Here is a 20,473-nt window from a genome sequence, read left to right as displayed (position 1 = left end):
TGGGGCTAGGCTTTCTTCCGTGACCAGCCCGACGCTCAGCATCCTGCGGCCCGGCCTCGTCGACTACCGCGAGGCGTGGGACGAGCAACGCCGCATCCACGCCGAGGTCGCCGAGGGCAACCAGCCCGACACGATCCTGCTGCTGGAGCACCCCAGCGTCCTCACCGCCGGCAAACGCACCGAGCCCGCCGACCGGCCGATCGACGGCACTCCCGTGGTCGAGGTCGACCGCGGCGGCAAGATCACCTGGCACGGCCCGGGCCAGTTGGTCGGCTACCCGATCCTCAAGCTGCCCGACCCGATCGACGTGGTGGCCTACGTCCGCCGCACCGAACAGATGCTCATTGACGTGTGCGCCGAGTTCGGGGTGGCCGCCACCCGGGTCGACATCAAAGGGCGCAGCGGCGTCTGGGTGCTCGCCGACGACCGCGGCCCCGACCGCAAGATCGCCGCGATCGGCATCCGCGTCGCCCGCGGCGTCACCCAACACGGCTTCGCGATCAACTGCGACTGCGACCTGTCGAACTACGACCGTTTCGTTCCTTGCGGCATCCGCGACGCCGGCGTGACCTCGCTCAGCTGGGAGCTGGGCCGCGATGTCACCGTGGCCGAGGTGCGGCCCGTGGTCGAGCGTCACCTGCCGACTCTGCTTTCCTAGGGCATGGCCTTCGAGAAGCAACCGGACGACCCACGGGTCTTCCTGCCGCGGCCGGGCGGCGGCGTCTACCTGAACTTCGCCCACGGCATCGCGTGGGCGATCTTCCTGAGCATGACGGTGGTCCCGCTGGTCGTGGTCATCGCGACCACCCTCCTGCTCATCCTCTAGTCGTTCCTACGGCGTCAGCTCCAGCCGTTCCTACGGGGTCAGCCGGTGCAGGTCGCGGGGAAACGCGGTCACCTCGCGCACGTTGCGGACCTCCAGCAGCCGCGCGACGAAGCGCTCCAGGCCGATCGCGAACCCGCCGTGCGGCGGCATGCCGTAGCGGAAGGCGTCCAGATAGCCGGCGTACGGTTCCAGGTCGCCCTTCAGCGCGGTCACGTAGTCGTCGTAGCGATGGAGCCGCTGCCCGCCGGTGACCAGCTCCATCCCGCGGAACAGCAGGTCGAAACCGTTCGACCAGCGGGCGTCGGCCGGGTCGGGATGGGTGTAGAACGGCCGCTTCGCCATCGGGTAGCCGGTCACGAACACGAAGTCCGAGCCGTGCTCCCGCTTCGCCCACGCGCCGAGCGCCCGCTCGCGGGCCGGCGCCAGGTCGGGCTCGTCGTCCGGGGCGCCGGCGATCCGCAGCGCCTCGGTGAAGTGCACGGCCGGCAGCTCGCTCTCGACCGTCAGGGCGGCCCACGGCTCGACGGCCGCCGCCATCCCGGCCAACGCCGAGGTCAGCACGGTCATCACGTCCCGGTGGTCGGTGATGAACCCCAGCTCGGCGTCGAGCGACGTGTACTGGGCCAGATGCCGGCCGGTGTCGTGCGGCTCGGCCCGGAACACCGGCCCCACCTCGAAGACCCGCTCGAACACCCCGACCATCATCTGCTTGTAGAACTGCGGCGACTGGGCCAGATAGCCGGGCCGCCCGAAGTAGTCGAGGGCGAACACGTTCGCGCCCGACTCGGTCGCCGACGCCACGATCTTCGGCGTGTGGATCTCGACGAACCGCTGCGCGGCCAGCGCCGACCGGAACCCCTCGGTCGCGGCGGCGGCCATGCGCAGAGCCGTCGCCCGGGTCGGGTGCCGCAGGGCGAGAGCCGCGTGGTCGAGCTGCGTCGGCAGGGTCGCGGTGAGCGCGGGTCGATGCAGTTCCAGAGGCAGGGGTACGGACACAGCGCTCCGTACCCGTACCGAAGGAGAAGTGAGCTCGACCCCCGCCGGCGCCGCCGCGTTGACGCTGACCCGAGCCGTCACCTCGACCACGCTCTCCTCGGAGATCGTCTCGATCTGAGCGCGCGTGGCCGGGTCGGTGACCACCACCTGGCTGAAGCCGGCGGCGTCCCGGACGATCAGGAAAGCGACCTGCTTGAGCAGGCGGCGACGATGCACCCAGCCGGCGATCATGACGATCTCACCGGGGTGCCGGGCCAGTTCGGTGGAGATGATGCGTTGCATGGCGTGGTGACCTCCTTGGTTGCTGCAACGCGGCCCCAGGGAGGTGTGGGCGAGCGGGAAACCTCGCGGTGCCACCACACCTTCGCGCCTCGCGGCGCCTCTTGTCGTACCGCGGCTCAGGAGTGTCTTCGCGCCCGGCGCCGGGCCACCTTCACAGCTCACGGTGGCTCTCTCGGCCGGCGTGGTCGGGCGCTACTTGGCTCCGTCACAGCCGATGGACCGGACGTTAACAGGGGGCGACTCCGTGGCAAAGCGGGTTTACACGTGTCACGTGAGGGCACTCACACCGCCAGCCACGTGAGCCACGTCGCCCAGAGGCCAACGTCCGCTTGATCCGGCGTAACCTCGGCATTGTGACTATTGCTCCCGAGGGCCGCCGCATGCTGCGCATCGAGGCGCGCAACGCCGAGACTCCGATCGAACGGAAGCCTCCGTGGATCAAGGTCAAGGCGAAGATGGGCCCGGAGTACACGCAGTTGCGCGGATTGGTGCAGCGTGAAGGGTTGCACACGGTTTGTCAGGAAGCCGGCTGCCCCAATATCTACGAGTGCTGGGAAGACCGCGAGGCCACCTTCCTCATCGGCGGCGACCAGTGCACGCGGCGCTGCGACTTCTGCCAGATCGACACCGGAAAGCCGGCCGAGTTCGACGCCGACGAGCCGCGCCGGGTCGGCGAGTCCGTCGCCACCATGGGCCTGCGCTACGCCACGGTCACCGGCGTCGCCCGCGACGACCTGCCCGACGGCGGCGCCTGGCTCTACGCCGAAACCGTCCGCCAGATCCACAAGCTCCAGCAGGGCTGCGGCGTCGAGCTGCTGATCCCCGACTTCAACGCCGACGAGACCCAGCTCGCCGAGGTCTTCGGCGCGGCGCCCGAGGTGCTGGCCCACAACGTCGAGACCGTCCCGCGCATCTTCAAGCGCATCCGGCCCGGTTTCCGTTACGAGCGCTCGCTGTCGGTGCTGACCAAGGCCCGCGCCGCCGGCCTGGTCACCAAGAGCAACCTGATCCTCGGCATGGGCGAGGAGCGTTCCGAGGTGTCGCAGGCGCTGCGCGAGCTGTACGACGCGGGCTGCGAGATCATCACCATCACCCAATACCTGCGGCCCACGCCACGGCATCACCCGGTCGAGCGGTGGGTGAAGCCGGAAGAGTTCGTCGAGCTTCAGGCCGAGGCTGAGGCGATCGGGTTCGCCGGGGTGATGAGTGGGCCGCTGGTTCGGTCGTCTTATCGGGCTGGGCGGCTTTATCAGCAGGCTCTGGCCGCTCGCGGCTGAGTTTCTCGTTCTTTCCCGCGTCGCACGTTCACTTTCTTCGCGCTCCCCGGCGTTTCTTGTCGCTCGCGCCCCACACATTCTCTTTCCCTCGCGCCGCACGCGTTTCTTGTCCTCACGCCGCAGGCGTTCTCTTTCTTCGCGCCCCACGCGAAAGGCCGCGACCCCGCGTTCGGGGTCGCGGCCTTTCAACGCGCTCTCGCCTCTTGATCTTGATTTGGCGCGCGGCCACCGCCACCTCCCCCACCCCTGCACTGGGTGGGCGTCAAAGTAGCGGTCGGGTGTGACAGTTTCGAGTCTCTGTCCACAGGCCCGGGCGGGGCCTGCGTCTTCCCCAGGCCTGCGCGGCTCGCGTCTTCCCCAGGCCTGCGCGGCTCGCGTCTTCCCCAGGCCTGCGCGGCTCGCGCCTTCCTCAGGCCGGCGCGGCTCGCGCCTTTCTCAAATCCGCGCGGCTCGTCAGGCGATGACGGCGAAGCCGCCGGTCCAGCTGATCTTCTCGCCGGCGGCCAGGGTCATCTGCAGGAAGGCGAGCGCCTCGAGCTCGCGGGCGCGCTTGAGCGACCCCGCGTCGGCCGCCTTGAGGCCGCCCGCGGACACGATGCCGGCCAGCAGCGCCTTGGCCTCGGCGTCGTCGCCGGCGATCAGGACCGTGGTGGGCTCGGTGCCGACCGTGCCGCTGTTCAGGGTGGCGGCGAAGTTCGTGTTGAACGCCTTCAGCACGCGGGACTGCGGGAGCTTCGCGGCGATCTCGGCGGTGGCGGAGCTGTCCGCGGGTACGGTCAGCGAGTCGAAGGTCTCGAAGTTCAGCGGGTTGGTGATGTCGACGACCACCTTGCCGGCGAGCTGGTCGCCCCGCTCGGCCGCGACCTTGGCGACTGACGGGTAGGGCACCGCGAGGATCACGATGTCACCGGTGATCTGCTTGTCCGTGTCGGAGGAGTTGAAGAGCTCGACGGTGTTGCCGCCCTTGGTCACGAGCGAGGCGATGGCCGGGCCCATGTTGCCGGTGCCGAGGATGCTGACGTGGCTCATGATGCGCTCCCTGAGGTCTTGGTTGTCGCTACAACCAAGACTCTAGACCCAAAAAGTTGTCGCGACAATCTTTGCGTAGGAGAATGTGACCATGGACTCGCCTTGGCTGGACGACAAACAGCAGGCCGCCTGGGTACGCCTGGCCGCCGTCATGGAGCTGCTGCCCGGTGTGCTGGAGCGGCAGCTGCGCCGTGACGCCGAGCTGACCCACTTCGACTACTTCGTGGTGGCGATGCTGTCCGAGGCCCCCGGCCGGACGCTGCGCATGACCGAACTGGCCCGGCAGACCAACGCCACGCTCCCCCGGCTGTCCCATGTGGTGCAGCGGCTCGAGGAGCGCGGCCTGGTCGAGCGCTTCCCGTGCCCGCAGGACAAGCGGGCCACCAACGCGCGGCTGACCGACGCCGGCTGGGCCAAGGTGGAGGCCACGGCGCCGGGGCATGCGGCGACCGTACGTACCCATGTCATTGACGCTCTGACCCCGCAGCAGATCGCCCAGCTCACGGAGATCACCGACGCGATCCTGCACCGCCTCGACCCGAACGGCGCGATGAGCGGCGTCTACAACCGCTACGATCCGTAGCCGGCGCGGCGGCCCATCCGGTGGGCGGCCATGGAGAGCGCGGCGTACGCCCCGATCAGCGGCCCGTGGCGCAGCGCCAGAACGGCCAGATTCGCGCCGTACGTCTCCCGAGCGGACCGCGGCCCGACCGAGGTCAGGTCACCCGCGGCCGCCATGGTGGCCGCCGCCTTCCCCGCCCGGTAGCGCCCACGCAGGAGGCCGGCCAGGTCGTACGCCCCGCGGTGCCGGACGACCATGCCGGCCGCGTACCCGATGGTCCCGCCGGCCCCGATCAGCCGCCGCGCCAGCTCCCGGTCCTGAGACTTGACGAAGCGCACGTCGAACCCGCCGACCTGCCGCAGCAGCCGCGCCCTGACCCCGAAGTTCCCGCCGTTGAGGTAGTCGACCGTCGCGCCGTTGACCCGGTCCCGGTTGTCGAACGCCAGCCGCCGGAGCCGCGACAGGGCCCCGGGCTCGACGTCTTCCAGGATCCGCCCGGCGACCGCGTCGACGGCGCCCAGCCGCTCCGTGAGGACGGCCAGCCACCGAGGGCCGGGCAGGACGTCGTCGTCGAGGAAGCCGATCAGATCGCCCTGAGCCCGCTCGACGGCCGCGTTCCGGGCGGCGCTGACACCACGCCGCTCAGGCAGCCGAACCACCTCGATCCCGGCCACGTCGGGAACGGGACCACCGTCGACCGCCACGATCACCTCGAAGGGCGGGGCCTGCTCCTGCCGGCCGAGCGCGTCGAGGGTGGCGCGCAGCGAGATGCGGCCGGTGGTCGGAATGACAACGGAGACACGAATCAGGTCACCCTAGCCCGGTGACTAGTCGCGCTCGGCGTCGGCCGGGATCCATCCGTGGTTCGGGTCGGTTGCCCAGGCAGGGTCGTAGGACTCGACGGCGGTGATGAAGGGCTCGGGCGGTGCGTACGCGTGGGCGGTAGATCACGTACTCGTCGCCGACCCGGACGATGTCATCGTCGCCATAGGTGTACGGGGTCAGATCCTCGATGTACGCCACGGGGTCCTCCACAGACGGGAACGGCGGCCGCGCCGGAGCGCGACCGCCGTTCGATGACCGTACTGGGTCAGACGTTGTAGTACATCTCGAACTCGTGCGGGGTCGGGCGGAGGCGGACCGGGTCGATCTCGTTGGCCCGCTTCCAGTCGATCCAGGTCTCGATCAGGTCGTCGGTGAAGACGCCGCCCGCTGTGAGGAACTCGTGGTCGCCCTCGAGCGAGTTGAGCACCGCGTCGAGCGAACCCGGCACCTGCTTGACGTTGCCCCACTCCTCCGGCGGCAGGTCGTACAGGTCCTTGTCGATCGGCGCCGGCGGCTCGATCTTGTTCTTGATGCCGTCCAGGCCGGCCATCATCTGGGCCGCGAAGGACAGGTACGGGTTGCTCGACGGGTCGGGCACACGGAACTCGACGCGCTTGGCCTTGGGGTTGCTCCCGGTCACCGGGATGCGGGTGCAGGCCGAGCGGTTGCGCTGCGAGTAGACCAGGTTGACCGGGGCCTCGTAGCCGGGCACCAAGCGGCGGTACGAGTTGACCGTCGGGTTGGTGAAGGCCAGCAGGCTGGGCGCGTGGTGGAGCAGGCCGCCGATGTACCAGCGGGCCGTGTCGGACAGGCCGGCGTACCCGGTCTCGTCGTAGAACAGCGGCTCGCCGTTCAGCCACAGGCTCTGGTGGGTGTGCATGCCGGAACCGTTGTCACCGAACAGCGGCTTGGGCATGAACGTCGCGGTCTTGCCGTGCTCCCAGGCGGTGTTCTTGATGATGTACTTGAACATCTGCATCTGGTCGCCGGCGTGCAGCAGGGTCGAGAACTTGTAGTTGATCTCGGCCTGGCCCGCGGTGCCGACCTCGTGGTGCGACCGCTCGACGGTGAAGCCGGCGTCGATGAGCCGGCGGACCATGGCGTCGCGCAGGTCGGAGTAGTGGTCGAGCGGCGCGACCGGGAAGTAGCCGCCCTTGTACGCGGTCTTGTAGCCGCGGTTGCCGCCCTCCTCCTCCTTGCCGGAGTTCCAGGCGCCCTCGACCGAGTCGATGTAGTAGAACGACTCGTTGGCGCTGGTCGAGTGGCGGATCGAGTCGAAGATGTAGAACTCCGCCTCGGCGCCGAAGTAGGCCTGGTCGGCGATGCCGCTGGAGGCCAGGTAGGTCTCGGCCTTCTTCGCCACGTTCCGCGGGTCACGCGAGTAGGCCTCGCGGGTGAACGGGTCGTGGATGAAGAAGTTCAGCGCCAGCGTCTTCTGGATGCGGAACGGGTCGATGAACGCGGTGGCGACGTCCGGCAGGAGCATCATGTCGGACTCGTGGATGGCCTGGAACCCGCGGATCGAGGATCCGTCGAAGGCGAGGCCATCGGTGACGACGCTCTCGTCGAACGACTCCACCGGGATGTTGAAGTGCTGCATGACACCCGGCAGGTCACAGAAGCGTACGTCGACGAACTTGACGTCCTCGTCCTTGAGGTATCGCAGGAGTTCCTCGGGATTGGCGAACACACGTCCTCCTGGCAGGAAAATCGAACCGGGCGGGATGACCGCCACGTCGCTAGGCTGGTCGCGACGCTATGGGTACGCCGTTGCCCAGGCGTATCCCTATTGTTTCCGCCGTGTTACGGAGCCGGTGATCTGCCGCGACCTACCGGAGGTTACCCCGGTAGCGTGGTCTCCCGTGGCCGCTCGAACGAATTCCAGTCCGCCCGCCTTCGACCCCGGGTCCACCCTGCTCGCGGGCTTCGGCCGGCGGTTCGCCGCGCTGATGATCGACTGGGCGCTGTGCCTTCTGGTCGGCAGCCTGGTCGGCGATCCGCGCGGGGTCGCCTGGCCGCCGGTCGTCGCGCTGGTGCTGCTCAACACGTTCTTCATCGGCCTCTTCGGACAGACCCCGGGCATGGCGCTGGCCGGCATCCGGTGTGTCTCGATCGAGGACGGCGGCGCGATCGGCCTGGCCAAGGGGCTGCTCCGGGCCGTACTCCTGGCCCTGCTCGTCCCGGCCGTGATCATGGATCAGTCCCGCCGCGGCTGGCATGACCGGCTGGCGGGCTCCGTCGTGATCCTTCGTCCCCGAACCTAGGTCAGCGCGGGCGCTGCTGGCGGAACTGGCCCTTCGACGGGCGCATGTTCTTGGGGATCGCGCCCTTGGGCATCTGCGGCCGGGACATCAGCGCGGCGAGACGCTTGTCCAGGGCGTTCACGTCCTTGCCGGTGAGGTTGCGGGGCAGGCGGAGGAAGGTCGTGCGGAGCTTGCGTACGGAGACCTCGCCCTCGCCCGAGCCGACGATGTAGTCGTACATCGGCGCCTTGCCGATGACCTTGGAGAGGCGGCGCTTCTCCTGGCCGAGCAGGGTGCGTACGCGCTGCGGCTGGCCCTCGCCGAGCAGGATCACGCCCGGCCGGCCGATGACCACGTGCACCATGTCGAACTGGGTGGTCGAGCTGGCCGCGGCGCGCACCCGCCAGTCGCCGCGCATGTTCTCCACGATCTGCGCGGCCGAGCCCGGCTGGCCCTCGGCGACGTTCATCATGGCCGCGTTCGAGCGCAGGTTGAGCACGATCAGGGCGGCGAGCAGCGTGATCATGACGCCGAGCGGGATGACCACCCAGCCGAACCCGAGCAGGAAGAACAGCACGGTCAGCGCGATCGGGATCAGGACCGCCGCGATCAGGAGCGGCACGAACCACTTGTCCTGTTTCGCGGTGAAGGCGAAGACCTGGCCGATCTGCTTGAGCCGGGTGCCGAACGACACCTTCTCCTCGGGAGTTGCCATACCCGGAAGTGTAATGGTGCGCAGTAAGGGCCTTACGCCGCCCAGGCACCTCAGCAGCCAAACGTAAGGTACCTGCCCGCCCCAACATAGGGGTCGTTCCCCATGCGCCACGCCTGCCTTCACGCGGAAAGTCGTCATCAAGACCAAGAGATGCCGACGAGTACGCAAGGAGCAAGCGGATGTTTCCCTACACCGACGCGCAGACGATCCTCGACCTGCACCACCAGCGTGCCGACGAACTACGCCGCGAGGCCGACGCCCACCGTATGGCGCGTGGGGTGTCGCCGGCCGGACGGCATCGCCGCTTCGGCCGTGCCTCCCGATGGGCCACCGCGGTGCGGGCGCCGGCGCAGTAATGAGCTGGGCTGGTCCTCCGATGGGCATCGTCGGCGCCGAAATTCGGTCGTACCCCCATGGCATGCTCGACCTCATGACGGCGAGCGTGCGGAGCACCGACGTCCTGGTCGGCCGTGAGGCCGATCTGGCGCTGGTCCGAGACGCCCTCAAACGAACCCGCAGCGCCGAGCCGTCGGCCGTTCTGGTCGGCGGCGAGGCCGGGGTGGGCAAGACCCGGCTCATCGAAGAGTTCACCCGGGCCGCGACCGCCGACGGCGCCCAGGTGCTGACGGGTCACTGCCTCGAGCTGGGCGAAGAGGGCCTGCCCTACGCGCCGTTCGTGGGGGCGCTGCGCGAGCTGGTCCAGCGTGACGGCGCCGGGGTGTTCGAGGGGCGCGAGGGTGATTTCGTGCGCCTGCTGCCCGAGCTCGGCCCGCCCGAGTCGGGTGGCGACGCCCGCCGCGGGCACGGGTTCGAGGCGGTGGCGGGGCTCTTCGGCCGGTTGGCCGAACGGCAGCCGCTGGTGCTGGTGCTGGAAGACCTGCATTGGGCCGACCGGTCCACCCGCGACCTGATCGGTTTCCTGCTGCGCGCCGCGCGCCTGCCGGGCGTCCTGCTGGTCGGCACGTTCCGCACGGATGAGATGCATCGGGGGCATCCGCTGCGGCCGTTCCTGGCCGAGCTCGACCGGGTGCGTGGCGTGCAGCGGCTCGAGCTCGACCGGCTCGACCGCGAGGGCACCGCCGAGATGCTGGCCCACCTGCTCGGCGCCGAGCCCGCACCGGGCGTGGTCGACACCCTCCATGAGCGCGCCCAGGGCAACCCGTTCTTCATCGAGCAGATCGCCGCGTCCGGCGACGAGTGCTGCGACATCTCCGACAACCTGCGCGACCTGCTGCTGTCCCGGGTCGACCAGCTCTCCGAGCCGGCCCAGCGGGTGCTGCGGGTGGCCGCGGTCGGCGGCACCAGGTTCGGCCACGGCCTGCTGACCCGGGTGGCCGGCGTGCCCGAGCCCGAGCTGGAGTCGGCGCTGCGGACGGTGGTCGCCGCCCAGCTGATCGTCGTCGACGCCAGCGGTGAGTACGAGTTCCGCCACGCCCTGGTGCGCGAGGCGGTGCACGACGACCTGCTGCCCGGCGAACACGCGCGGCTCCACGCGCGCTACGCCGAGGTGATCGAGGGCGAGCCGGGGCTGGTGTCGATCGGCCGGGCGCCCGCCGAGATCGCCCATCACTGGCACGCCGCCCACGACCACCCACGGGCCCTGGTGGCGGCGCGGGCGGCCGCGATCGAGGCGGGGCGGCGTTATGCCTACGGCGAGCAGGCCCGTCTGCTCGACCGGGTGCTCGAGCTGTGGGAACAGGTGCCCGACGCCGAGACGCTGCTCAACACCTGCCACGTCGACCTGCTGGAAGAGGCGGCCCTGGTCGCCATCGACGCCGGCGAGTCGATGCGGGCGCTGAGCCTGACCAAGCACGCGCTGCACGGCATCGACTACCAGGCCGAGCCGCTGCGGGCCGCGCGGCTGCTGGTGCGGCGCTCCAAGCTGCTGCAGAACGCGGGCAAGAGCGACGGCGCGGCCGAGTCGCAAGAGGCCTACGAGATCGTGCGGAAGCAGCCCCGAACCGCCGAGAGCGTGAAGCTGCTGGCCGACGTCGCCCACACGCTCAACCGGGCCGACGCCGAGCTGGCGGCCGACATCGCCAAGGAGGCGATGGCCGAGGCGGTCGAGCTGGGCGACGTGGCCGCCGAGGTCGCGGCGACGGTCACGTTCGGGCGGTTGTGCGCGGGCTCGGTGCCGCTCGAGGAGGCGCTGCCGGTGATCCGGACGGCCGCCGAGACCGCCCGCCGCACCGGCGATCGACAGAACCTGGCCTACGCGCTGGTCAACATCTCGGACGCGCTGTTCGAGGTCGGGCGCTACGCGGAGTCCGCCGACGCGGCGTGGGAGGGCGTGCCCAACGCCGACAAGGTCGGCATCAGCCGGACGACGGGCGTCTACCTGCTGGCGAACTACGCCGAGGCGGAGATCGCGCTGGGCGAGTGGGACGAGGCCGAGCGCCGGCTCGCCGAGGCCACCCGGCTCGACCCACCCGGCACGCTCGTGCTGCCGGTGGTGCGGCTGCGCGCCTGGCTGCGGCTGGCCCGCGGCAACGAGGGCGCCGAGGCGCTGCTGTCCCGGGCGTTCGGCTTCCTGAGCAAGCCCTACCTTCACGTGGAGACGCGGCTCTACCTCCTGGAACTACGCATCCTGTGCGCCCTGGAGTTCGGCGACAACGCCATGATCCGCATGGCCGCCAAGGCCGCCCTGGCCGAGCCCACGATCACCGACGACGCGCGGTACGGCTGGCCGGCCATCGCCGCGGCCGCGGCCGCCGCCGACCGGCTCGGCGACCCGCAGCTCACCGAGCTGGTTCGGGCGCAGGCACGCTGGCCACAGGTCAGATATGCGGTCGACCGGGCGTATGCGGCCCAGGTGACCGCCACGCTGAACCACGACCCGGCGGCGTGGCGTGAGGCGGTCGCGGCGTGGCGGGAAGACGGTCAGCGTTACCCCCTGGCAGCGGCGCTGCTGGGCTACGCCGAGGCGCTGGCCGGCGCCGGTGAGCGCGCCGAGGCGGGAATCGCCATCGAAGAGGTGGCCGAGATCGGCGGCCCCCTGGGTGCGGCGCCGCTGCTGTCCCGGGCCGAGACGCTGGCCCACCGGCTCGGCCTGCGACCGTCGGCGGCCGCGCAACCGGCCACCGAGATCCTGACCGCCCGCGAGCGCGAGGTGCTGACGCTGGTGGCCGAGGGACACAGCAACGGCCGCATCGCCGAGCAGCTCTACATCTCCCCCAAGACCGCGAGCGTCCACGTCTCCCGCATCATCGCCAAGCTCAACGTGGCCAACCGCGTCGAGGCCGCCGCCGTCGCCCGGCGCCTCGGCCTCCTCGAGCCGCAGCCGTGACCGGTCCCGCCTCCGGCCGGCCGGGCGACCTCGGCGACGCCGGGACGCACGCGGGGTGGGTGGGCGAGCCCGGCCATGCCGGAACGCACGCTGGATGGGCGGGCGAGCCGGGCCATGCCGGGACGCACGCCGGGTGGGTGGCCCTGACCTTCGACGACGGGCCGTCGATCTATCGGCCCGAGACGCTGGCGATCCTGCGGCGGCTGGCCGTGCCGGCCGCGTTCTTCGACGTCGGGATGCGGGTCGCGGCCAACCCTCACCTCGTCGGCTTCCAGGTGCGCGAGGGCCACCAGGTCTTCAACCACACCTACTACCATTCCGACCTCACCAGGCTGACGCCCGACGCGGTGCGCGAGGAGATGCGGCAGACCGAGGCGGCGATGCGGGCGGCCGGGGCGCCGATGCCGTTCCCGGGTATGCGGCCGCCGTTCCTGAACATCGACGATGCGGGGCGGAACGTGCTGGCGGGCCTCGGCTATCGCACGATCGTCCGGGTCGACGTGAACGCCGCCGATCCCGATGCGGCCACCACACCCGAGCAGGTGCGTGACGCGCTTCTCGCCGGGGTGGCGCCCGGCGTGATCCTGCTGCTGCACGACGGCAACGTCGACACGCCGTCGGGCCGGTCGGTGGTGACCGCGCTGCCCGAGATCATCCGGGGCGTCCGCGAGCGTGGCTACCGGTTCGGCGCGATCGGCGAGGACGGCGGGGTGGTTCCGGCCGAGCCTCTCCGCCCGTGCGACGAGCCGATCCCGGCGGTCACCGGCCCAGTCCCCTACCTGCCCCTGGTCGAGCGGTTCCGCGGTGACCCGCCCCAGGACGCGCCCGAGCCCTACGTGATCGTGGAGTCCCCGCACTCATGAGCTACGTCCTGGAGGCCGTGGTCGGCCGCGAACCGGCGCTGCGTTCCCTCGCCGCCGGCCATTCACCCGCCGTCGTGGTGCCGCTGGCGTTCGACCTGGCCCTGATCCCGATCACCCGGGAGGTCGCGGCGAGCCTGGCCGAGGCCTACGCCGGCGGGCTACCGAGCCGGCGACCCGACCTCGACCGGCTGCCCGACGCGGTGAAGGCCGAGCTGGCCCGGCGTTCGGCGGACGGGCCGATCGGCTACCTCGAGGCCGAGTTCTTCGGCGGTACGGGCACCCAGTGGGCCGCCCTGTGGTCGGGCGGCTCGATGGTGATCGGGCCGCTCAGCGTCGCCGAGGACGAACGCTTCCCGGCGGACGGAAGCCCGATCTCCCGGGTGCTGGCCGCCCTCGGCGTGGAGCGGGGCGGCCACTACGACGAGTTCGACGCCCCGACCTGCTCCGCCACAGGCACACCGACGACTGGACGGCAGACGCCTGACCGACGCCGGGCCGCCGCAGGCGCGTGGACGCGAGTTGGGTGATGCGGGCATGCGGTGCGGGGCAGGGCGGCGGCGCAGGGCGGCGGCGTAGTGGTCACGATTCGAGAAGTTCGCAGGCCGGGCCGTTCCTAGCATGGGGTGAGACCAGCGAGAAGGAGCGGACGATGACCGCCAGGCAGACGAACGAGAAGAGCTACGACGGGTTCAGCGAGGACGAACGCAAGGCGATGAAGGAGCGTGCTCAAGAGCTGAAGACCGAGCGGCTGCCCCGGGGCAAGAAGGCTGACCCGGAAGCGGACCTGCTGGCGAAGATCGCGGAGCTGCCCGACGCCGACCGGGTCCTTGCCGAGGGGATCCATCGGATCGTCCAGGAGAGCGCGCCGGGGCTGGCGCCGAAGACCTACTACGGCATGCCCGCCTACGCCAAGGGCGGCAAGGTCGTGTGCTTCCTTCAGCCGGCCAAGAAGTTCGACACCCGGTACGCGACCCTCGGCTTCAACGACCCGGCCGAGCTGGACGACGGCGACATGTGGCCCACGGCGTTCGCCGTGACGACGCTGACGCCGGAGGTTGAGGCCCGGATCGGCGAGCTGGTGAAGCGGGCAGCCGGCTGACGTTCAGGGCGCCGCCATGACGACGTTGCCGGGACGCGCGGCGGGCGGCAGGCACCAAGTCGGCGGCAGGCGGCAGGCAGCACTGGAGGCCGACGAGGTTCGCGGACCAGCGGCAGGCGGCGGGCGGCGGCGGCAGGCGGCAGGCGGCAGCGGCAGGCAACGCTGGAGGTTGATGAGGCTTCAAGGGCGCCCGAACTGTCGTACCCGCGGATTAGCTTGGAGCCATGACGACTTTGGTGGGGCGTGAGCGCGCGGCGCTCCTGGTGATCGATGTTCAGAACGGTGTGGTGGCCGAGGCGTTCGAGCGGGACCGGGTCGTGGGCGCGGTGGCCAGGCTGGTTGAGCGGGCGCGCGGCGCGGGGGTTCCGGTTGTCTGGGTGCAACACTCGGATGACGGGCTGGTGCGCGGCAGCGACGACTGGCTGATCGTCCCGGAACTGGCGCCCGGCGAGGGTGAGACGGTGGTGGAGAAGCACCACGGGGATTCGTTCGAGGGGACGAATCTCGAAGAGGTGCTCGCGGGGCTGGGCGTGGGCGCGCTCTACCTGTCGGGGGCCGAGACCGATGCGTGCGTGCGGTCCACTCTGCACGGTGCGTTCGCCCGGGGCTACGACACCTACCTGGTCGGCGACGCGCACACGTCCGGCGATCGGTCGTCGTGGGGCGCGCCGGAGCCCGAGGCGGTCATCCGGCACACCAACCTCTACTGGAAGCACCAGACCGCGCCGGGCAAGTCGGCCGGTGTGGTTGATGTCGACGAGGTCGACTTCGCCAAGGCTTGATCCTGAAGCCAAGGCTCGATCCGGAAGCCAAGGCTCGATCCTGAAGCTAAGGCTTGATCTTGAAGACGCGGCGGGGCTGGTGGACGACCAGGTCGACGATGGTTTCCTCGGCCTCCTCGGGGTCGAGGCGGTGGGTGGCGACCAGTTCGGCCAGGAAGCCGGCGTCGAGGCGGCGCGACATGTCGTGCCGGGCGGGAATGGAGCAGAAGGCCCGGGTGTCGTCGATGAAACCGGAGAGCTTGCTGAAACCGGCCGTCTCGGTGACCGCGCGCTGGTATCGGCGGATCTCGGTCGGGTTGTCGAGATACCACCACGGGGCGCCGGCGAACACGGCCGGATAGAAACCGGCCAGCGGGGCGATCTCGCGGGTGAAGACGTCCGGGTCGACGGTGAACAGCACCAGGTGGAAGCCGGGGTGGGTGCCGAACCGGTCGAGCAGCGGCCGCAACGACTCGGTGAACTCCACCGCCACCGGAATGTCGTGGCCGGTGTCGGGGCCGTGCCGGTCGAAGGTGGCCGTGTGGTGGTTGCGGAAGACGCCGGGGTGCAGGGTCATCCCCAGGCCGTCGTCGCAGGACATCCGGGCCATCTCGACGATCATGTGGCGGCGGAAGGCGGTCGCCTCGGCGGGTGACACGTCGGATTTCAGGGCCGACCGATAGATCCGGTTCGCGTCGTCGAGTGACAGCGGCGCCGCGCCGGCGTCGACGTGGCCGTGGTCGGCCGACACCGCGCCCGCCGACACGAAGTAGCGGCGGCGCTCCTCCAGCGCGGCGATGTAGCCGGCGTAGGAACCGACGTCTCCGCCGAGTTCCTTGACGATCGACGGCCACCCGGGGCGCCCGACCTCCAGGTAGCGGTCGGGGCGGAAGGTCGGCGCCACGCGCGTCGGCAGATCTCTTAACGCGGCGTGCGCGGCCAGGTCGTCGGCCGGGTCGTCGGTGGTGGCCATGAAGTCGATCTGGAAGCGGGACAGCAACGCCTGCGGCCGGTGGCTGGGCGTGCGCAGCAACGCGTCGATCTGGTCGTACAACTCATCGGCGTTGTCGGCCGACGGCCGTGAGGTGATCCCGAAGATCGAGTGCAGCTCGCTCTCGAACCAGTAGCGCACCGGCGTGCCCCGCAGCAGGTGCCAGTGGGCGCAGAACAGCCGCCACACCGAGCGCGGGTCGGCGTCCCCGAGCAGCGAGTCGAGCGGCACCCCGCCGGCGTGCAGCAGCCGCGTCACGTAGTGGTCGGGCTTGATGAACAGCGTCGCCGGGTCGGGGAACGGCGTGTCGTCGCGCAGCATCCGCGGGTCGACGTGCCCGTGCGGCGACACGATCGGCAGCGCCGCCACCGCCTCGTAGAGCCGGCGGGCGATCTGCCGGACGGCCGGGTCGGACGGCAGCAGCCGGTCGGGATGCGGTGCGAGAGCGGGCATGGCCCGAGCCTCGGGCCGTCCGTAAACGCACAGCAAGCGGTTGCCAGTTGTTGCCACGGGCGCGATGGCAACTGATGGCAACCAATTGCCATTCCGGAAACCAGCTCGTAACAGTGATGTCGGTCACTGCGGGGTTGTTGGACCGGCAGGCGGACCGCGGCGAAGAAGCGAAACGGAGAACATAGCGATGCGTTACGGAAGAGCGATAGCGCTGGCCGGCGCCACCGTGCTGGTCGCCGCGATGACGGCCTGCGGCGGCGGCGACGAGGGCGGCGGCGGGGACGGCGCGGGCAAGACGCTGAACGTGCTGATCGGCGCCAACACCCAGTACCCGGAGGAGTTCGCGGCCTGGCAGAAGTCGATCAGCGACAAGTTCAAGGCGCAGACCGGCGCCGAGGTGAAGTTCGAGACGTTCGCCTCCGCGAACGACGAGCTGACCAAGATCCAGACCTCGGTGGTCGCCGGCTCCGGGCCCGACGTGTACGCGGTCGGCACCACGTTCACCCCGACCGCCTACTCGACCGGCGCGTTCGTGAAGCTGGGCGACGAGGAGTGGAAGAAGATCGGCGGCAAGGAGAAGTTCGTGCCGGCGACGCTCGGCATCTCCGGCCCGGACGACCAGAACCAGGTCGGCATCCCGTGGGTGAGCCGGCCGTTCGTGATGGCGTACAACACCGAGCTTCTCAAGGCGGCCGGCATCGACAAGCCGGCGACCACGTGGGACGAGCTCACCGCCCAGGCCAAGCAGCTCACCAAGGGCGACCAGTACGGCCTGGCGATCGCGTACAAGGACAACTTCGACCCGTGGAAGTTCGTCTGGGGCATGTCCACCCAGGCCGGCAACCCGCTGGTCGACGGCAAGACGGCCAAGCTGCAGGACCCGACGGTGAAGAAGGCGTACGAGACGTACTTCGGCTGGCTGACCACCGACAAGGTCGTCGACCCGGCCGCCATCGGCTGGACCAACCCGCAGGCCGTCGCCGCGTTCTCCAAGGGCAAGACCGGCTACTTCGCGCTGACCACGGCGACCGCGATCAACTCGCTGGACCAGGGCGCGGTCAAGGGCAAGTGGGCGTTCACGCTGCTGCCGACCGTCCCGCCGGGCGCCACCAGCCGACCGGCCAACGGCGTCGAGGCGGCGAGCATCCTCTCCGGCGACAACCTGCTGGTGGCCGACTACTCGAAGAACAAGGACCTGGCCTTCGAGTACGTCAAGCTGGTCACCGATCAGGAGCAGCAGCTCGACTACTACAAGAAGTTCGGCAACCTGCCCGCGAACGCGGCGGCGCTGGACACCCTGAAGTCGGACCAGAAGCTGGCCCCGCTGACCGACGCGGCGCAGAAGTCGGTGGCGACCCCGTTCACCGGCGCCTGGGCCGACATCCAGCTCGCGCTGACCAACGTGGCCGTGCAGACCCTGCCCGACCTGGCCAAGGGCCCGGTGTCCGCGGCGACCCTGGACGGCCGCATCGCTGACGCGCAGAAGAAGGCCCAGTCGTCCCTGGACCGGGCCAAGTAGCCATGAGCGCCGTGACCGCCGCGCCGCCGGGGAACAAGCCGGGGAGCAAGGACGCGAAGCCGGGGAAGAAGGTGAGCGAGCGGCAGCGTCCGCTGTGGCTCCTCACCCCCGGCGGGCTCCTGATGACGCTGATCATCCTGATCCCGCTGCTGCTGGCCCTGTGGATCTCCCTCATCGACCTCGACCAGTACACGCTGCGCCGGTGGGTGGAGGCCCCGTTCATCGGGATCGGCAACTACGTCGAGTCGTTCGAGGCCGGCCTGCCGAAGTCGATCTGGCTCAGCGTGTCCTTCGCGGTACTGTCGACGGCGGTGACGGTGCCCATCGGGATCGCGGCCGCCCTGGTCACGCAGAACGCGTACCGGGGCCGGGCCCTGGTCCGGGCGGTCTTCCTGATCCCGTACGTGCTGCCGTCGTTCGTGGTGGCCTCGGTCTGGCGGACCATGCTGCAACCGGACGGCATCGTCAACGAGACGCTGGGCCTCGGCAGCACGCTGTGGCTGAGCGGCCCGAACTCGTACTGGACGCTGGTGCTGGTGGAGATCTGGGCCGCGTGGCCGTTCATCTACCTGATGGCGCTGGCCGCCCTCCAGTCGGTCGACAACGAGGTGCACGAGGCCTCGGCGGTGGACGGGGCGAACTGGTGGGCCAAGCTGACCCGGGTGATCCTGCCCTACCTGCGGGGCCCGGTCCTGCTCGCCTGCCTGCTGGCCACCCTGAACCACATCAACAACTTCACGCTGCCGTTCGTGCTGTTCGGGGCGCCCGCCCCGGACGACGTCAACGTGATGCCGATGCTCGTCTACGTGACCAGCTTCCAGGGTCTGCGGTTCGGCCTCAGCGCCGCGATGGCCGTGATCTCGTTGATCCTGATCGCGATCCCGCTCTACGCCTACCTGCGGGCAGTGAGATTGGATGTGGACAAATGACCGCCCAGGCCGAGGCGCAGCGTCTGCTCCCCCGCCCGCTGCTGGTCACGATCACCGTGCTGCTCTGCGCGATGGTGCTCGTGCCGCTGGCGTACATCGTGCTGGCCTCGCTCAACTCGGACGTCGGGGTGGCGAGCGGCGAGTTCTGGCCGAGCTCGTTCACCGGCGAGAGCTACTCCAAGATCTGGACCACGGCCGACCTGTCCACCGGCATCGTCAACAGCCTGATCGTCTGCGCGGCCACCGCGGTCGCGTCCGCGCTGCTGGGCACGAGCACCGCGTACGTGCTGGTCCGGTACTCGTTCCTCGGCCGGCTGACGATCCTGCGGGGCCTGGTCGGGCTCCAGTCGATCCCGGGCACGCTGATGCTGCTCCCGGTGTTCGTGCTGTTCTCGTCGGCCGGCAACTACCTGGGCCTGACCGTGATCGGCACCCGCTGGGGCCTGTTCGTGGCGTACCTGACCTTCGCCCTGCCGTTCTCCACCTGGGTGATGGTCACCTACCTGCGCGGCCTGCCCCGCGAACTGGAGGAGGCGGCGCGGACCGACGGCGCGTCCACCCTGGTGGTGCTCTGGCGGATCGTGATCCCGCTGAGCCTGCCCGCGATCGTCGTCTCCGGCATCTTCGCGTTCCTGCTCGGCTGGAACGACGTGCTGTTCGCCTCGGTGCTCACCCGCCCCGAGACGCACACGGCGGCGGTCGCGCTGCAGATCTTCGGCTCGGCCCAGGAGGGCGGGGCGCTGCCGGTCTACTCGCAGATGATGGCGGCGGCGCTGATCTGTGCGGCTCCGGTCGTGATCCTCTACCTGCTGTTCCAGCGTTATCTGGTCGGCGGGCTGACCGCGGGCGGGGTCAAGTAGTGCCACGGGCGGTGGTGATCGGTCTCGGCACGATCTCGAAGGTGCATCTCGCGGCGATCGACGCCCTGCCCGAGGTCGAGCTGGTGGGCGCCGCGACCCATGACTACCACAAACTTCTCGATGAGGTACGCCCGGACGTCGCGCACGTCTGCACCCCGCACGACACCCATGCCGACATCGTCGCCGACTGCCTCGACCGCGGCGTCAACGTGCTGCTGGAGAAGCCGGTGGCCGACACGGTCGAGGCGGCCGAGCGGGTGATCGCCGCGGCCGCGCGGGCGCCGGGCCTCAAGGTCGGTGTCTGCCTCCAGAACCGTTACAACGCCGCCGTCCAGGCGGCCCGCAAGGTGATCACGCCGGGCGCTGCAAAAAGAACGCCGGATGCTACAGCAAAAGCGCCGAACCTCAGTGCTACAGCAACTTTGCTATGGCATCGCGACAGCGGTTACTACGCGAGCGCGCCGTGGCGCGGCCAGAAGAAACGGGCCGGCGGCGGCGTCCTGATCAACCAGGCCATCCACACGCTGGACCTGCTGGAGTGGCTGCTCGGCGACGTCACCGGGGTCAGCGGTCACGTCGGCCACTACGGCGAGGTCGACGCCATCGACGTCGAGGACACCGCGAACGCGCGGCTGACCCACGCCGGCGGCGGGACGAGCGTGCTCTTCGCGACCACCACCAACGCCGTCGACTCCCCGGTCACCATCGAGATCGTCACCGGCGACGCGACGCTGCTGATCCGGGACGGCCTGACGATCACCCATCGCGACGGCCGCGTGGAGCACGTCGCGGAACGGCGCGCCGGCCCGGGCTCGAAGAGTTACTGGGGCGCGTCGCACGAGCTGCTGATCGCCGACTTCTACCGCACGTTGCACGACCCAGGCCCGTTCTGGATCGATCCGGCCGAGGGCACGAAGAGCCTCCGGCTCATTGATCAGCTCTACAGGAGGTAACGTC

21 protein-coding genes are annotated in these 20,473 nt (G+C 70.1%); 15 read left to right on the top strand and 6 right to left on the bottom strand.

Features of this window, described 5'->3' with window-relative positions; genetic code table 11:
- Nucleotides 1–19: 19 nt before the first annotated feature.
- Both lipB and AB0O15_RS35630 read left to right on the top strand, forming a co-directional pair.
- On the top strand, nt 20–658 hold the full coding sequence (gene lipB / locus AB0O15_RS35635; protein ID WP_364328173.1) for a lipoyl(octanoyl) transferase LipB: 639 nt from the start codon (nt 20–22) through the stop codon (nt 656–658).
- A 3-nt stretch (nt 659–661) separates the two neighbouring features.
- On the top strand, nt 662–826 hold the full coding sequence (locus tag AB0O15_RS35630) for a peptide ABC transporter substrate-binding protein (RefSeq protein ID WP_364328170.1): 165 nt from the start codon (nt 662–664) through the stop codon (nt 824–826).
- A 30-nt stretch (nt 827–856) separates the two neighbouring features.
- Here AB0O15_RS35630 and aspS read toward each other — a convergent pair whose 3' ends face one another.
- On the bottom strand, nt 857–2,104 hold the full coding sequence (gene aspS, locus AB0O15_RS35625; protein WP_364328167.1) for an aspartate--tRNA(Asn) ligase: 1,248 nt from the start codon (nt 2,102–2,104) through the stop codon (nt 857–859).
- 380 nt (nt 2,105–2,484) lie between these two features.
- Here aspS and lipA point away from each other — a divergent pair, with 380 nt between their 5' ends.
- Entirely contained in the window at nt 2,485–3,381 is an 897-nt protein-coding gene (gene lipA / locus AB0O15_RS35620) for a lipoyl synthase (protein ID WP_364328408.1), read from the top strand.
- 453 nt (nt 3,382–3,834) lie between these two features.
- Here the strand turns inward: lipA and AB0O15_RS35615 are convergent, their stop codons facing one another.
- Complete coding sequence (locus tag AB0O15_RS35615; protein WP_364328164.1) at nt 3,835–4,410, bottom strand: NADPH-dependent F420 reductase; 576 nt, start codon at nt 4,408–4,410, stop codon at nt 3,835–3,837.
- A gap of 91 nt (nt 4,411–4,501) precedes the next feature.
- On the opposite strand from AB0O15_RS35615, the gene AB0O15_RS35610 reads away from it, so the two are divergent.
- Nucleotides 4,502–4,993: a MarR family transcriptional regulator gene (locus AB0O15_RS35610; RefSeq protein ID WP_364328161.1), complete on the top strand. Its 492-nt coding sequence runs from the start codon at nt 4,502–4,504 to the stop codon at nt 4,991–4,993.
- Here AB0O15_RS35610 and AB0O15_RS35605 read toward each other — a convergent pair.
- Together AB0O15_RS35605 and glnA are read right to left on the bottom strand one after the other, a co-directional pair.
- The gene (locus AB0O15_RS35605; protein ID WP_364328405.1) at nt 4,981–5,778 is read right to left on the bottom strand and encodes a glycosyltransferase; all 798 of its coding nucleotides are present in this window, start codon (nt 5,776–5,778) and stop codon (nt 4,981–4,983) included. The two genes, AB0O15_RS35610 and AB0O15_RS35605, sit on opposite strands and share 13 nt — an antisense overlap.
- A gap of 284 nt (nt 5,779–6,062) precedes the next feature.
- Nucleotides 6,063–7,487 carry a type I glutamate--ammonia ligase gene (glnA, locus tag AB0O15_RS35600; protein WP_364328158.1) on the bottom strand — a complete coding sequence of 475 codons (1,425 nt, stop codon included), beginning with the start codon at nt 7,485–7,487 and terminating at the stop codon, nt 6,063–6,065.
- Between the two features lie 172 nt (nt 7,488–7,659).
- Here glnA and AB0O15_RS35595 point away from each other — a divergent pair, with 172 nt between their 5' ends.
- The gene (locus AB0O15_RS35595; RefSeq protein ID WP_364328155.1) at nt 7,660–8,061 is read left to right on the top strand and encodes an RDD family protein; all 402 of its coding nucleotides are present in this window, start codon (nt 7,660–7,662) and stop codon (nt 8,059–8,061) included.
- Nucleotide 8,062: 1 nt separating this feature from the next.
- On the opposite strand, the gene AB0O15_RS35590 is transcribed toward AB0O15_RS35595, so the two are convergent.
- On the bottom strand, nt 8,063–8,755 hold the full coding sequence (locus AB0O15_RS35590) for a DUF4191 domain-containing protein (protein WP_364328152.1): 693 nt from the start codon (nt 8,753–8,755) through the stop codon (nt 8,063–8,065).
- 179 nt (nt 8,756–8,934) lie between these two features.
- On the opposite strand from AB0O15_RS35590, the gene AB0O15_RS35585 reads away from it, so the two are divergent.
- From AB0O15_RS35585 to AB0O15_RS35560, 6 genes are all read left to right on the top strand, one after another.
- Nucleotides 8,935–9,111, top strand: coding sequence for a hypothetical protein (locus AB0O15_RS35585; protein WP_364328149.1), 177 nt, complete (start codon nt 8,935–8,937; stop codon nt 9,109–9,111).
- A 62-nt stretch (nt 9,112–9,173) separates the two neighbouring features.
- The gene (locus tag AB0O15_RS35580) at nt 9,174–12,041 is read left to right on the top strand and encodes an AAA family ATPase (protein ID WP_364328146.1); all 2,868 of its coding nucleotides are present in this window, start codon (nt 9,174–9,176) and stop codon (nt 12,039–12,041) included.
- Nucleotides 12,038–12,904: a polysaccharide deacetylase family protein gene (locus tag AB0O15_RS35575; protein WP_364328143.1), complete on the top strand. Its 867-nt coding sequence runs from the start codon at nt 12,038–12,040 to the stop codon at nt 12,902–12,904. The genes AB0O15_RS35580 and AB0O15_RS35575 overlap by 4 nt, the downstream gene beginning before the upstream one ends.
- Complete coding sequence (locus AB0O15_RS35570; protein ID WP_364328140.1) at nt 12,901–13,431, top strand: hypothetical protein; 531 nt, start codon at nt 12,901–12,903, stop codon at nt 13,429–13,431. The genes AB0O15_RS35575 and AB0O15_RS35570 overlap by 4 nt, the downstream gene beginning before the upstream one ends.
- A gap of 122 nt (nt 13,432–13,553) precedes the next feature.
- Nucleotides 13,554–14,003 (top strand): hypothetical protein, encoded by a 450-nt coding sequence (locus AB0O15_RS35565; protein WP_364328137.1) that lies wholly within the window; start codon nt 13,554–13,556, stop codon nt 14,001–14,003.
- A 224-nt stretch (nt 14,004–14,227) separates the two neighbouring features.
- Complete coding sequence (locus tag AB0O15_RS35560; protein WP_364328134.1) at nt 14,228–14,785, top strand: isochorismatase family protein; 558 nt, start codon at nt 14,228–14,230, stop codon at nt 14,783–14,785.
- A gap of 46 nt (nt 14,786–14,831) precedes the next feature.
- Here AB0O15_RS35560 and uxaC read toward each other — a convergent pair whose 3' ends face one another.
- Nucleotides 14,832–16,208 carry a glucuronate isomerase gene (gene uxaC, locus AB0O15_RS35555; RefSeq protein ID WP_364328131.1) on the bottom strand — a complete coding sequence of 459 codons (1,377 nt, stop codon included), beginning with the start codon at nt 16,206–16,208 and terminating at the stop codon, nt 14,832–14,834.
- 187 nt (nt 16,209–16,395) lie between these two features.
- Between uxaC and AB0O15_RS35550 the strand changes: the two genes are divergently transcribed.
- From AB0O15_RS35550 to AB0O15_RS35535, 4 genes are read left to right on the top strand one after another with little or no spacing between them, the layout of a single operon-like run.
- Nucleotides 16,396–17,727: an extracellular solute-binding protein gene (locus AB0O15_RS35550; protein WP_364328128.1), complete on the top strand. Its 1,332-nt coding sequence runs from the start codon at nt 16,396–16,398 to the stop codon at nt 17,725–17,727.
- A 2-nt stretch (nt 17,728–17,729) separates the two neighbouring features.
- Entirely contained in the window at nt 17,730–18,656 is a 927-nt protein-coding gene (locus AB0O15_RS35545; protein ID WP_364328125.1) for a sugar ABC transporter permease, read from the top strand.
- The gene (locus AB0O15_RS35540) at nt 18,653–19,516 is read left to right on the top strand and encodes a carbohydrate ABC transporter permease (RefSeq protein ID WP_364328122.1); all 864 of its coding nucleotides are present in this window, start codon (nt 18,653–18,655) and stop codon (nt 19,514–19,516) included. The genes AB0O15_RS35545 and AB0O15_RS35540 overlap by 4 nt, the downstream gene beginning before the upstream one ends.
- Nucleotides 19,516–20,469: a Gfo/Idh/MocA family oxidoreductase gene (locus AB0O15_RS35535; RefSeq protein WP_364328119.1), complete on the top strand. Its 954-nt coding sequence runs from the start codon at nt 19,516–19,518 to the stop codon at nt 20,467–20,469. The genes AB0O15_RS35540 and AB0O15_RS35535 overlap by 1 nt, the downstream gene beginning before the upstream one ends.
- Nucleotides 20,470–20,473: the final 4 nt, after the last annotated feature.

Source organism: Actinoplanes sp. NPDC089786 (assembly GCF_040684855.1).
Lineage (GTDB): Bacteria > Actinomycetota > Actinomycetes > Mycobacteriales > Micromonosporaceae > Actinoplanes.
This window is presented reverse-complemented; position numbering and strand designations above follow the sequence as displayed.